The sequence below is a fragment of the Ignavibacteria bacterium genome (assembly GCA_025612375.1).
GTDB lineage: Bacteria > Bacteroidota > Ignavibacteria > Ignavibacteriales > SURF-24 > JAAXKN01.
This window is the reverse complement of the sequence record JAAXKN010000002.1, coordinates 13,344-26,609: the sequence shown is the minus strand read 5'-3', so window position 1 is coordinate 26,609 and position 13,266 is coordinate 13,344. Positions and strand designations below refer to the sequence as shown.

Annotated in this window: 14 protein-coding genes; all 14 read right to left on the bottom strand. The window is 45.1% G+C overall.

Going from position 1 to position 13,266, the window contains the following annotated elements; all coding sequences use genetic code 11:
- Positions 1-16: 16 nt before the first annotated feature.
- A complete protein-coding gene (gene flgG, locus HF312_01880; GenBank protein MCU7518934.1) occupies positions 17-814 on the bottom strand; it encodes a flagellar basal-body rod protein FlgG in 798 nt (265 codons plus the stop codon).
- 90 nt (positions 815-904) lie between these two features.
- Positions 905-1,615: a flagellar hook basal-body protein gene (locus tag HF312_01875; GenBank protein MCU7518933.1), complete on the bottom strand. Its 711-nt coding sequence runs from the start codon at positions 1,613-1,615 to the stop codon at positions 905-907.
- A gap of 3 nt (positions 1,616-1,618) precedes the next feature.
- Positions 1,619-1,903, bottom strand: coding sequence for a flagellar biosynthesis protein FlhB (locus HF312_01870; protein ID MCU7518932.1), 285 nt, complete (start codon positions 1,901-1,903; stop codon positions 1,619-1,621).
- A complete protein-coding gene (locus HF312_01865; protein MCU7518931.1) occupies positions 1,890-3,056 on the bottom strand; it encodes a hypothetical protein in 1,167 nt (388 codons plus the stop codon). Before HF312_01865 ends, HF312_01870 begins: the two co-directional genes overlap by 14 nt.
- Complete coding sequence (locus HF312_01860; protein ID MCU7518930.1) at positions 3,053-3,724, bottom strand: hypothetical protein; 672 nt, start codon at positions 3,722-3,724, stop codon at positions 3,053-3,055. Before HF312_01860 ends, HF312_01865 begins: the two co-directional genes overlap by 4 nt.
- Positions 3,721-5,040, bottom strand: a complete 1,320-nt coding sequence (locus HF312_01855; protein ID MCU7518929.1) for a hypothetical protein — start codon at positions 5,038-5,040, stop codon at positions 3,721-3,723. Before HF312_01855 ends, HF312_01860 begins: the two co-directional genes overlap by 4 nt.
- A 2-nt stretch (positions 5,041-5,042) precedes the next feature.
- Positions 5,043-5,921, bottom strand: coding sequence for an HDOD domain-containing protein (locus tag HF312_01850; GenBank protein ID MCU7518928.1), 879 nt, complete (start codon positions 5,919-5,921; stop codon positions 5,043-5,045).
- Positions 5,922-5,958: 37 nt separating this feature from the next.
- Positions 5,959-6,837, bottom strand: coding sequence for an HDOD domain-containing protein (locus HF312_01845; protein MCU7518927.1), 879 nt, complete (start codon positions 6,835-6,837; stop codon positions 5,959-5,961).
- Positions 6,830-7,456, bottom strand: coding sequence for a sigma-70 family RNA polymerase sigma factor (locus HF312_01840; GenBank protein ID MCU7518926.1), 627 nt, complete (start codon positions 7,454-7,456; stop codon positions 6,830-6,832). Before HF312_01840 ends, HF312_01845 begins: the two co-directional genes overlap by 8 nt.
- A 446-nt stretch (positions 7,457-7,902) precedes the next feature.
- Positions 7,903-8,652, bottom strand: a complete 750-nt coding sequence (locus HF312_01835) for an NADH:ubiquinone oxidoreductase (GenBank protein ID MCU7518925.1) — start codon at positions 8,650-8,652, stop codon at positions 7,903-7,905.
- Between the two features lie 45 nt (positions 8,653-8,697).
- A complete protein-coding gene (locus tag HF312_01830) occupies positions 8,698-10,179 on the bottom strand; it encodes a hydrogenase (protein MCU7518924.1) in 1,482 nt (493 codons plus the stop codon).
- Positions 10,176-11,582, bottom strand: a complete 1,407-nt coding sequence (locus tag HF312_01825; protein ID MCU7518923.1) for a hypothetical protein — start codon at positions 11,580-11,582, stop codon at positions 10,176-10,178. Before HF312_01825 ends, HF312_01830 begins: the two co-directional genes overlap by 4 nt.
- 114 nt (positions 11,583-11,696) lie before the next feature.
- Entirely contained in the window at positions 11,697-12,332 is a 636-nt protein-coding gene (locus HF312_01820; GenBank protein MCU7518922.1) for a hypothetical protein, read from the bottom strand.
- A gap of 10 nt (positions 12,333-12,342) precedes the next feature.
- Complete coding sequence (locus HF312_01815) at positions 12,343-13,263, bottom strand: hydrogenase (GenBank protein ID MCU7518921.1); 921 nt, start codon at positions 13,261-13,263, stop codon at positions 12,343-12,345.
- Positions 13,264-13,266: the final 3 nt, after the last annotated feature.

Sequence of the window (13,266 nt, the reverse complement as noted above, 5' to 3'; positions counted from 1 at the left end):
TTTATTTTTTTATCTCCTAACGTTTGAGGTTGTTAGCCTGTGTCATCATATCCTCAACCGTCTTTACGGTTTTGGAATTTATCTCGTATGCCCTCTGGGCTGTAATCATCGAGATCATCTCTTCCACAATGTCAACGTTTGATGCTTCTAAAAATCCCTGGTTCAGCTCCCCGAACCCGTCCTGTGCCGGTGCACCCGTAAGCGGTGTGCCTGAGGCAGGAGTTTCAACATAAAGGTTGTCTCCAACCGGCAGAAGGCCGCCCGGATTCATAAATTTTACCAGCTCAATGCTTCCAAGTGAAACGGTGCTGCCATCGGTCTGCCTGGCTTCAATGGTTCCGTCCTTGGCAATTGTAATTTCAGATATATCCTCATTGAGCGTAATACCCGGCTCAAGCGTGTAACCGTTTGAAGTAACAATTGCGCCGTTGGATGAAACCTTAAAAGACCCGTCGCGCGTATAGGCGAACGTGCCGTCAGGCTTTCTTACCTGGAAGAACCCTTCTCCCTGGATCGCCACGTCCAAAGGATTGCCCGATGAAGTCAAATCGCCCTGCGAAAAAAGCTTCTGCGTCGAGGCCGGCTGAACACCGTTACCTACCTGTATCTGCACGCTGGTTTTTTCATTCATCGTCTGGGTTCCGGTAAACTGTGGATTGATGGAAACCTCCTGGTACATCATATCCTTGAACTCGGCCTTGTTCTTCTTGAATCCCGTCGTATTAATGTTGGCAATGTTGTTGGAAATGGTTTCAATATTAACCTGCTGCGCAAACATGCCCGAGGCTGCTGTCCTTAATGCTCTTGTTGACATATTCCGTTCTCCTTTTCTTGAGCCCTGGCTCAAAACTTTATATTAAACTTTCCCGGCGCCTGGCCTATCCGGCATTAAATTTTCCCGGCACTAGGCCTTTCCAATTTCAGTAGCTTTACCCAGAGATTCATCCAGGTAGTTCATCATTTTCTGGGCTGTTTCAAATTCCTTGCCCAGCTCTATCATAGACTGCATCTCCAGGATTGCGTTTGTATTTGACTCCTCAAGATATCCCTGCTGAATTTCATACGTTCCCACCTCTGCCTCTGGAGCCGGGCCTTCGGTAGCCGCAAAATTAAGCCCGTTCTGCCTCAGCATTTTTGAAGGGTCGTCCAGCCTTGATATTGAAAGCTCATCTACAACTGTATCACCTACTTTAATTTCTCCGGTCTTTGAAACCGAAATGTTCTGCTGCTGCTCGAAGGTATAGTCGGAAAGGTCAATTTCACCCCTTCTTCCCATTACTTTCTGCCCTTCCTCATTGACTAAAAATCCTTCATCCGAAATTCTGAAGCGGCCGTTTCTCGTATATTCAACGCCGCCCCTGTCGTTTTTTACCGCAAAGTATCCGTCGCCTGAAATTGCCATGTCCAGCGTGTTTGAAGTCTGGATGAGGTTCCCCTGCGTATAGTCTGTCAGCTGCTTAACCGGGGCATCAGCAATCCTGGACATAATTTCCACAAAGGGCATCTCGCGCTTATAACCCGTAGTATTGATGTTGGCCAGGTTATTGGCTACAATCTGCATATTCCTCTCTTTATAGCCCAGGTTCTGTGAAATAAAGTACATACCTTTTATCATAAACTACCCCTGAAGTTTTTTCCTGTTAATTTTATATACATAAGCCAGAATTTCGGCTACCACCTGGTAAAGCTTTGCCGGAATTTCATCGCCAACTTCCAGCCTGTAAAGAGAATCAAAAAGCAGAGGATCTTCCTCTACCATAATCCTGTTTTCCCTGGCAACCTCTACAATCTTTTCTGCCAGAAATCCCTGCCCTTTGGCAATTACTCTTGGAGCCCCGTCTTCCTCACTGTTATAGCCTAAGGCTACGGCCCCTTTTATGTATCTGGATTTATACTCTGACATTTATCTGCCGCACATTTACGCCTGCAGCCTCAGATGCCTGGGACTGATTTCCAAAATTTAAGCGCGGAACGAGATTCAGCCTGCCAAGCGCCATAAGGAGACTTTCTTTTTCTTCTTCAAGCTCTTTTACTGTTTCCTCTGAAGCACCGAAAGCGGCACTGATGTTCTGCCCGGAAAGAAATCCCTTTACGGCTACTTTGCCGAGTAAACCGGGATTCATATCGAGCTTTATCCTGTACGATTTCTGTCCTTTGCCGTCGGGCTCGCTTTCCAGCCTGTATTCCGCCATTTCAATTTCATCACCCGGTTTAATTAGTATAAACCCTGGGTAAACGCCCGTCTTCATGTAACAGGCTCTCAGCATATTAAACCTGATTAGGATTTCTCTTAAACCCGAGATCTCCTGTCTGGTTTTTTCACCGATGTTTCCTGCTCTATTAAGCTCATCCAGCATATCCCCGGCTTTACACTGCGACTTCTCCTTTACTTCAAGCGCGCTGAAAGATTCCCCGTCAAGCACAAGAGCTTTGTTTATCCCAAGGAGCACTTCTTCAGGAATTCCCATCTTGTTAAGCCTTTTAACCGAGTCCAATATCTCTCCGGACAGGGTTTCCAGGGGGTACTGGAAGACTTTTACAAAGGATTTTTTTGAGAATGCCCCCCTGCCTTCATCCATGTGAATCATCTGTATGAACAGGCTTAACATCTCCTCAGAGAGTTTTACATCCTCATGCTCCAGCATCTCAATTACTTTTTTTAATTTCGACTTTACTAAAGGCTTTTCTTCCTTTAAGAAGGCCTTGAGGACTTTAGATGAGGCCTCAGTTTCTGCTATGCCAAGCTTTGAAAGAACTAATGCGAGGTTACCCTCAGTCAGCATTTTTGCCGTAAATATCTTGTCGAGCGAAAGTGTAAAGGGATTTACACTTATAACTTTTGCCAGAAGCGCCTCACCTGTGTTCAGGCTTACGGGCAGCTTCGACTGAAAAACACTTCCTTCTATTAAGAGCTTGTAGTTTCCATTTGACTTGTCAAGAACAGAAACTTCCACCAGCGAGTTTTCCGCAGGCAGAAGTTTCGGCGTCGCCCCGGCATCCGGTGCCTTAAGGCTGTTAAGCTGAATTCCGGTTACATTAATAACCTGGCCTATCATTCATGCGCCTTTTCAAGCGACCTGATCCTGGAGGCCAGCATTAGCTCTCCCGGGGTGACTGAAAGCTTTTTTGCATGTCGGCGTATTGCGGCCTCGTCTTCAACTTCCAGGATGGGGTCAAGCTGAAGCCTTTTTCTTACTTCATCCGACTGGGTTTTTTCCCTGCGGTGGAATCTGCCTTCACTTCTTAACTTTGTAATGTTTTTCTTGAATTTTGCCTTTTCAGCCATCCCTATCTTAAGCTTCCGTCTTCTCCAGTAGACAAATAGCACGGCCATAAGCGATAGGTCAACAAGCACAAAAACCTTCAGGAAAAGGTTGTCACCGCTTTTTGAAGAGGTGCTTTTAAGAGACCCTTTTTCTTTAGAAACTACGCTGTTCTTCTGGTGTGCATCTTCTGCTAAAGGCTTAGCCTCACTTAATGAGGCATTTTCCATCCCTGCATTTTCCTTTCCCGCAATATTTTCCGTAACGGCAGTAGTTTTTTCCTGAACAGGAGCTTTCCCGTTAACCTGTGGCACTTCCTGCTTAATCCCCCTGGCCCTTATCTGAGAGATCTGGTTTTGAACCATCTGCTTTAGGTTTATCCTGGCATCCTGCTCCCCGTAGGAAACTGTGGATGCGCTTAGCATTGTGGCTGCAATTACCGGAACTAAAAGGCCTCTCATTGTATTTTTCTTCTCCTGAGTGGAAATTTCATTTGTATAACCGAACTGTTCTTCTGGAACGATTCTATACTGAATGTGCCTTCGTGAGTTCTCATTATATTGTCTATAATCTTAAAATTCAAATTTGGGGACTGCATGAGAGCTTCCCGGCTCTTTGAGCTGTAGGAAGTGATCTGTGCAGTGTTGATAACCTTAACCACTATGCTTTCGGAATAATACCTCGTCTGGATTATTATTCCTCCGCCCTTGGTGCTGTTTGCTTTTATTATGCTTATTACATTGCTTAAGAGCTGATAGATATAGCTCGGATGGCTTATAACGCTCGGTATGTCGTTTTCAAAATCTAGCAGGCACTCGATGTTTGCATTCTCCAGAGACGACTTAACCAGGCTATAATATTCGCTTATGATCGTATTAAGGTCGCATGGGTAGACCTTCACCTTTTCCTCATTCAGGCTCGAGAACTTGACAAGGCGGTTTATGACAAAGTTGATCTTCTTAACCTGTTCTTTTACAATATTGGCCGCCTTCTGGTCAGACTCCTCGCGGCTTAAGAAGTCGGCATAGCTTAAAATAACCTGAAGGGGAGACTTGATGTCTTCTACAATCCCTTCTGTAAGCTCCCCGATTGCAGAAAGCCTGAAATCATTAGAAAGCTTTGCCTGGTACGTCTGGAGCTCATTGTAGGTTTTATTCAGCTTTTCCCTTAAGAAAAGCTTATCCATGCGGGCTATGCATGCGCTTAAAATAATCTGTATTGTGTGGCTTTCCAGTTCATTGAAATTCTCCTTGGAAAGCGTTGTCAGTACGGCAAGTATCCCCCTGCACTGCCTGTCTTCAATGACGGGGAAAAAAAGATAGTTTAATTTGGGCCCTGCAACCGTATAGTTATTGACTTCAGGAACAACAGTAGGCTTGCCGCTTTCAAAAACCCAGTCGAGTATCCCTTCTTTATAGACATTATTAACCATGGAAACAAATTCCTGATCCTCATCGTTATCAAAAGGGAAGAGGCTCGATTTTGTTTCATCGAAAAGGAAAAAATTTGCATTCTTCAGAGGAACAAGCCTTTTAAGCGCAAGCTTCAGCGTCCTGGAAACCTCCTGAATAGTCTCAGAGGTGGAAATCTGCTTTTCCATGGCAATGATATTCTGCACCATATGATGGTACTTTTCCAGGAGACTCCCTGCCTGAGAATCCGTCTGGCTTTCCAGCGGGGGCAGAACAGGTTTTTCCTCATCACCAGAGCGCGAAGTAAACTGCAAAGAGGTAAAAAACGGCTCGTATCTGTGTGTATTGTCCTTAAGAAGTCTCAAACTTAAATCCTCAGTGTATTAGCTTCCTGGACAAAAATGTCCTTGTAGCCCTGAATAAACTTGTCAAGCTGTGCCATGTCGTTGAACTTAAATGTCTCCAGTATCGAGCTGTCGAGCGTGTATTCGTCATCCCAGTAAAAATGCCCAACATTCAGCTTATGCGTCGCATAGTCTGCAAGGTGGACAAGTGAGGTTAATGTCCTGTTCTCCTGCGCAAGCGAAGGAGTATGATGATTAAGTATCGTGTCGCATAAAGCCAGGGGAAGATTCCACTTTGAAGCCAGAAAACGTCCTATTTCCTGGTGGCTTAAGCCCAGGGTGTCAAATTCGGCTTCCATATAGCTTATTTTATTTGTAGTCACCTTCTCGCAGATGACAATAAAGTTCGTATGGAAATATTTATGTATAACCGGGATGCCGAGGTCATGAATAAGGCCCGCAACAAAAGCCTCAGAGCCCGAGCGGTAACCCAGATCCTCTGCCATCTTCTTTGAGGCAAGGCCGGTCATAATTGAATGCAGCCAGAAATCCTTCTGGTTTAAGTTCTTATCGGTCTTATTCTTAAAGGACTCAACCATTGAAAGCGCGGTTACAATATTTTTAATATCCTGGTAACCGATAATGAGTATGGCAAAGTCTATTGTAGAGACTTTTCTCGGGAGCCCGTAAAGGGGTGAATTTGCAATGGACAGCACTTTGGAAGCTATTCCCTGGTCCCTGCCTATTACCTTGGCAAGCTCTGCTGTGGTAGTAGAAGGTTTTTCCAGCAAGCGTGAAATTTCCATCATGATCGTGGGAATAGCTGGCAGATTATAAACATTTGATAATACCAGCTCTGTTTTTTCTCTTTTTTCCTGCCTGTTAAATAATTCGATATCCATTGTTCTTGTTCTGCTATTATTATGTTAAAATTATGACTTATATCTGAATTGAGTTTACCTGACTAAGGAAGGGCTCCTTATAACGGTTAATAAAGTTTTCCAGGAACTCCTCGTCCCTCAGGTTGAGAGTTGCAATCACTGACCTGTCCAGTTCGTAATTTTTATCCCAGAGGAAGCTCCCTGTAGCAAGCTTTACCGTCATATAATCCGCCAGGTGTACAATTGCCGCCAGGGGCTGATTCTGTTCGGCCTGTGAGGGCATGTGATGGTTCAGTATGGCGTCGCTGAGCGAAAGGGGGAGGTTCCACCTCTGCGCCAGGAGGTTTCCAATCTGCTGGTGCTCGAGGCCTATTGTCTCCTGCTGTGCTTCCTTGAAGCTCATGTCTTCTTTTTCTGCAAGCTCCTGGATCTTAATAAATTCATTGTTGAAATACTTGTGAATTACCGGTATGCCGAGGTCGTGCAGCAGTCCTGCTGTAAAGGCCTCTCCCGTAAAATGAAACCCCAGGTCGTCGGCTATCCTCTTTGCAGCGCTTGCAGTCAGTATTGAATGCGTCCAGTAATTCTTCTGGTTCAGGTTTTTATCGCTTTTATTCTTAAAGGCCTCCATCATTGAAAGGGCAATGACTATATTTTTAATATGGTCGAAGCCCAGAATGATAATGGCAAAATCAATCGTAGAAACTCTTCTGGGCAGCCCGTATAAGGGACTGTTGGCCACAGTAAGTATTTTCGTAACAAGCGCCTGGTCGCGGCTGATGACTTTTGCAAGCTCAATTGCGCTTGTATTAGGGTTATTTAAAAGTCTGGTAACTTCCATCATTACCAGAGGTATGGAAGGCAGGTTATAGACTTGCGCAAGTACCGACTTGCTTTTTTCTTTTCTCTTCTGGAGTTCCGGCGTTGTTTCAGTCATACTGTCTTACGAGCTTGTGTTTAAGTTCCTGAATTATTTTAGAATGTATCTGCGAAACGCGCGAAACCGTAATATTCAGAACCTGTGCAATCTCTTTGTAATTCAAATTCTCGTAATAGTATAAAGTTAATACCAGTCTGTCCCTTTCTTCTAATTTTTTAATTGCGTTTATAAGCAGTTCTTTAGCTTCACTTTTGTCCAGAGTCTCATCGGGTAATTCATCTTCATTCGGGATCACTTCATAAAGCATATAACCGTCTTCCTCATCGTATGAGTTATTCAGTGAGACGTTCGTATATGTTGTATCGCCGTCTGTACCGTTGGCACTCCTCGGCTTGATCTGAATTTTCCTGAGCTCGTCTATTATTTTTCCGCGTATACGCTGTATTGCATAAGTTTCGAATTTCGTGCCGTATTCAGGATCGAACCTGTCTATTGCTTCGCTTAAGCCCTCGATTCCAAACTGAAAGTAATCCCTGTCATCCACAATGTTCAAAGATATGAACTTGGAATTGTGTATGACATAATGAACCAGATTCGTATAGTTCATCATGATCTGCTTCTTCAAATCAGAATTGTGCGACTGCTTAAACTCGGTCCATAAAAGCGCAGTATTCATAGTTACTGTCCTCTGCCAATGTTATCTGAAAAACTTTTCCTTTTGGAAACGGACATCTTGTTTATCGACCTTACAAAAACCAGGTACAAAACACTAAGCATTATTGTAGAGGCGGCGAACAAGACCAGGGAGCGCACGAGAATATCCTGGATTGCCATTTCTTTTTGTCCGAAAAAGATGACTGAAATAAAAAAAACCAATAACCCTATTTGTACGATAATCTTATTCATTTCATCTAGTAATTTTTTGCTTAGAAGTGCAAAGAATATACCACCTGATTTTCGGGCTGAAAGAGGGAAAAAAGTGCGAAAATGGAAGATTTTGGGCCTTATTTTATTTGAAGTGAGTTGTCACTTGGTCATTATTAGCCACGTGTTCGATTTTGGGACAGATTGGGCGGACTTAAAATCCAAAAGTCCGCCCCTGCTAAAAGGATTTTTTTAGGTTTACTTCCTGTCCAGCCAGTCCATTATCCCGGAGATGAATGTCAAAGGGTGGGGAGGACATCCCGGAATGTAAAGGTCGGCCCTGAAGTCCTTAAGGAACGAGCGGTCAATCTCCTCAGAATCCTGGAAGACGCCGCCGCTTATTGCGCACACCCCGAAAAGAATGATGATCTTAGGGTTCGGAACGGCCTCATAGGTTTCATAAAGCGCCTTTGACATGGCTTTTGATACCGGGCCCGTTACTACAATTCCGTCAGCGTGGCGCGGCGAGGCGGCAAATTCAATCCCGTATCGCCCGAGGTCAAAGTTCACATTGCCCAGCGCGTTTAGCTCCAGCTCGCAGCCGTTGCAGCCGCCTGTAGAAACCTGCCTTAATTTGAGTGAGCGCCCGAAATACTTCCTTATCTTCTCAGATGCCATTTCCGGCCTTATCATCTTCACACTGCCGTCTGTTATGAGCCCTTCACGCGTCGATGAAGACATGTGGTATTCAGAGGTAAAACTGATTGCTCCTTCAGGATTGGCTTTGGTGCAGAGTGAGCAGAATGTGCATTTCCCCAGGTCTATTCTTAATGGGTCAGGTAAAATTGCGCCTGTCGGGCACGCCTCAAGGCACTTTTTGCCGCCGTCTGTAAACTTCTGCCCGTCAATCTGCGGCATACCCCTGAACAATTCAGGCAGGCTGGCCTTCTGTAAATCTTTTATCGCCGGCTCTCCCTGAGCCAGGCGTATCTTTAAGCCTTTATACATAGAATTATAAGTAAAATGTTAAAAATTATTCTAAACCGTCCTTTATCAGAGGTCATGCCCTGAATAAGACAGGTCAAAGCTCTTGTTGCAGAGCGGGAAATTTGAAATCCCCTCGCCCCTTACCGAAAGAGCCAGGCCGTACCAGTTGTTAAATGACGGATCCTTAACCTTGTAAGAGGAGATCTTCCCGTCGGGACCTGTTAATATGGCGTGCATTATTTCGCCTCGCCACCCCTCGCTTAAGGATATGACACCCGTGTTTTCCCTGAGAGCCTTCACCTCAGAGAATATTTCACCCTGCGGGATGTCCACAAACCTTTCAAGTATAAATCCAAGGGACTCCTCAATTTCAAGCGAGCGGATCCGGGCGCGCGCAAAAACGTCACCCGAGTCCAGCGTTACGGTCTGCGTTGCATGATAGCGGTAGGCTCCGTACGGGAAATCCTGCCTTACGTCGGTCTTTACACCTGAAGCCCTGGCAGCAGGTCCAACCATCCCTACCTCACTTGCCCACTTGTAGTGGACTTTACCCGTTGCCTCAAGACGCGTCATAACAGAAGTGGAGCTGAACATAAAGTCGTTGATCTCTGCAATATCCTTCTGCACTATGAGGAGGTTTTCTGTAATTTTCTTTACCGCGCCTTCCGTGAGGTCATACATTACGCCTCCGGGACGCACAAGCCCGCGCCCGAACCTGGAGCCCGAGATCAGAAGAAGGCTGTTAATTACGAGAGTCCTTAAGCGCCCGTATGCAGCAGCACCTATTGCAAAACCCACGTCGTTTGCCACTCCTGAAAGCCCGGAGAGGTGCATTGCAACTCTTTCCAGCTCCTCGGCTATGGAGCGGATTACGCTTGCTCTTAATGAAACGCCTGTTTTGGACAAAGCCTCCATGGCAAGTGAATATGCCATGCTGTGGCCTATGACCGTGTCTCCTGCAATGGATTCAACAAGCAGGGCGCGCTTGTTGTCATCAGCCTTTAGAAGGAGCTTCTCTATACCCCTGTGCTGATAGCCAAGACTGATCTCCAGGTGATAGACCGTCTCACCGTGGCACTGAAAACGGAAATGCCCCGGCTCAATTACTCCCGCGTGTACGGGGCCTACTGCAACCTCGTGGACCTCGTCACCTTCCACCCTGTAGAACTGATAGGGAATATTCCCCAAAATTGTATTCTGCTTCCTTACCGGACGCAGCCACGGGTGCCCTTCCGGAAGAATACCGGAGTTTTCAGCCAGCTCGCATTCAAAATAGTTTGTGTTTGGAAATTCATATGCAAAACTCCTGAAGCGCTCACCTTCTTTGGGAAAAACACATTTAACGATGTATATCTGCGAAGTCTCATTGTTGCCGAAAACGGCAAGCACTTTTTTGCCGCCTGAAGTCTTTTCAACTTCAAAAAGCCCCATCATGCGGCTTCCTTCGCTTAAAATCTGCCTTCCTTCTGCCTCAAATTCCGCAGCTGTCAGTTCAGGAACCAGGGAGAGTTCAAAAGGCCTCTGGTTCTGTACGGTTAAACGTTTCATCTTGTAAGCTCTCCTGCAATTTGATTTATCACACCTATAAAACTGCCCGGCATAAAAAGCCCTGAAAGTGCCAGCAGAAGAAGCAGTGCCATGGCCGAAAGGTGAGATATATTGAATTTTTCATCCGTCGCGGGCTTTTGGCCCGAAGAGGTGTCGGTCTTCCCGTATAAAATTGAAAATGTCTGGCGGCTCATCCCTATAAAGACGAAAAGAAGTATAAAGAGAATTACTGCAAGCAGCACATAGCGCTCAGCTTCAATAAGCCCGCGGAATATCATAAGCTCGCTGAAGAATAGCCCGAAAGGAGGCATTGCAACTACAGCCAGGAAAGCCAGCATAAAAAGTATTCCCGTCCACCTCATATTTTTAAGCACGCCTTTTACATCTTTGGCTTCACGCGACTTGTATGCCCTGTGAATGTTGCCTGCCATTAAAAACATTGCGGTTTTATTTAGTGAGTTGTATACCATGTGGAGCATTGAGCCAATTAGCGCCGGGCCGCCGATGCCTGCCCCAAGAACAATTAGTCCTATGTGCTCAACACTCGAATAGGCAATCATCCTCTTAAAGTTCGTTACCCTGAACATAAAAACCACGGCAACAAGAAGTGAGACGACGCCTCCTGTAATCATGAGCACCTGCGCAAACTGGTGCACCTGCGTTCCGGCTGTAATCTGCAGGAGGCGGAAAATTCCGATTAAGGCCGTCTCGCTTAAGGATGCTGAAACAAGTGCCGCAACGGGGCTCGGGGAGTTGCTTAGGGCGTCAACTTCACCCGGATGCATAGGTGCAATTCCGGCTTTTGTGCTGAGGCCCGCAAAAATAAATATAAAACCCGCCTTCAGCCATACGAGGTTAAGCTTAGAGGAGCCTTCAATTAAATCGTTTAAGAAAAGCCCCTTTTCAAATATATCCGTTCCCTGTGCCGAAAGCGCCAGAAATAGTATCCCTATAAAAGCAAATGCAATACCTACTGAAACCAAAAACAGGTATTTCCACATGGCTTCCAGCGACTCTTTATTGCGGTAGTAGTATATCAACGGCGCCACGCAAAGCGTCGTCGATTCCAGAGCCACCCAGTAAAGCCCCAGATGATTGCTCACTAAAGCCAGGGTATTTGCAAAAAGATACAGGTTCATCATGCTGAAGAAACTTTTCCTCGACTTTTCCGGGCTGTAGGTAGAAGACTGGTTTATAAAATGCCATGAGTTCAGAATTACCCAGAAGTAAATATGCGAAAGCACCAGTAGGAAAAGCTTTGTAAAAGCATCCCACCTGAACCACTGCGAATCTGCCGGCGTGGCAAAGCCTGTAAATACCAGGTACGAGGTAACAAGATGAATTATTGAAACCATAAGCGAAAGCTGATACTTCAGCTTCCTGCCTCCCGGTATGAAAAACAATCCTCCGGCTAAAAGCGGTAGGATGAGTATGTAAATTAAAACGAGCATCTTAAAAAATGTTAATGTTTAGGTTAAGGTTAAGTATCCATACGGATTCTTGACCCGGTTATTCTTTTAATTTTTCAGTTTGTCCAGCGCCGAGACTTCATCGGCGGCAAAGGTCGAAGAAATCCTGTTTATCGCAATTCCCATTAAGAATACCACTACAAAAATATCCAGCAGCATCCCAAGCTCAATTAAAAACGGCATCTCGCTTGCAACGGCAATGCCCAGAAGGAAAATGCCGTTTTCCATTACAAGAAATCCTATTACGTGCACAATCAGTTTCTTCCTGAATATTATTACGTAAAGCCCTATTACAACGCTAGAGAAAGCGGCGGAAAAAGGTATTGGGGCTACAGCTGCGTCTTTCGTAATAATATTGCAGAAGACAAAAACAGCAACCATCGAGAAGACTGAAAGCAAAAGGAAATTGAACTGCTGAATGTTGGACTCAATCGTTGTATTTATCTCCAGCTCGTAGATGATCTTTTTTCTTATGTACCAGGGTATCAGTATCGCTTTTACAACCAGTATCGTCAAGGGAAGCAGCAGCGTAAAGACAGATATGTGGTTTAACAGAGGGAGCATGACAATAAAAAAGAGGAGTATGCTCTGCAGGACAAACACTTTAAGATACGCCGTCACCCTTGTTGTGGTTGCAAGATAAAGAAGGCTCAGACAAAACAGTATGTTTAATACATTTCCCATTGTGTAAAACTTATCTCTTAAAGAATGAATAAATCAGAAGATTAAGAATTCCTATTGATGCCGCAAAAAGCAGGTACTGCGGGATACTCTTCATCTTAAAACGCCCGAGCATGGTTTCAACCCATACCAGGCAGGCTATTAGTGCCATCATTACCGCCAGATAGACAAAAAATCCTAATGCATAGTTCTGAGCATTAAACGGATTAAAGAAGTTTGAAGTAAAAGTCGCATAGATCAATATCTTCAGGTACGCTGAATACTGGTATAAAAACAAGTCCTGCCCCGAGTTATCAAGTATCATTACTTCGTGTATCATCGTAAGCTCCAGGTGCGTATTCGGGTCATCTACCGGCATTCTGGAGGTCTCGGTAATCATAAGGAAGAAAACCGATATGCTGGCTACAGCTATAAATACGAGGAACGACGGATCGTTAAGCGTAATTGAGTGAAAGATCTCATACATAGAAGTTTGCCCGAATATGAATGCCAGGCTTCCAAGCGTAAAAAAGTAGATCGGTTCGGCAAAGACCGCAAATGTTGCCTCACGAGCCGCGCCCATGCCTTCAAATGAGCTTCCAATGTCCATGGCTCCCAGTATCTGGAAAAATCTGGATAACCCCAACAGATAGGCAAAAAGTATCAAATCGCCGTTAAAGCTGATCAGTGGCCTCGTAAAACCTATAGGCAGAATCATCCCGGCAAAGAGTATGCTTGCAAAGCTTACTACAGGAGACACGCGGCTGATAAAAGATGCCGAGGTGGCGTAAATTGTTTCCTTTCTCATCAGGCGCCTTAGATCGTAATAAGACTGGAATATTGAAGGACCTATCCTTCCGGTTAAGCGGGCTTTCAGCTTATTCACGATCCCTATAAACAAAGGGGCCGCAAAGATGAAAATGAGGTAAATAAGTATTTTAGAGAGTATTTCCATTAT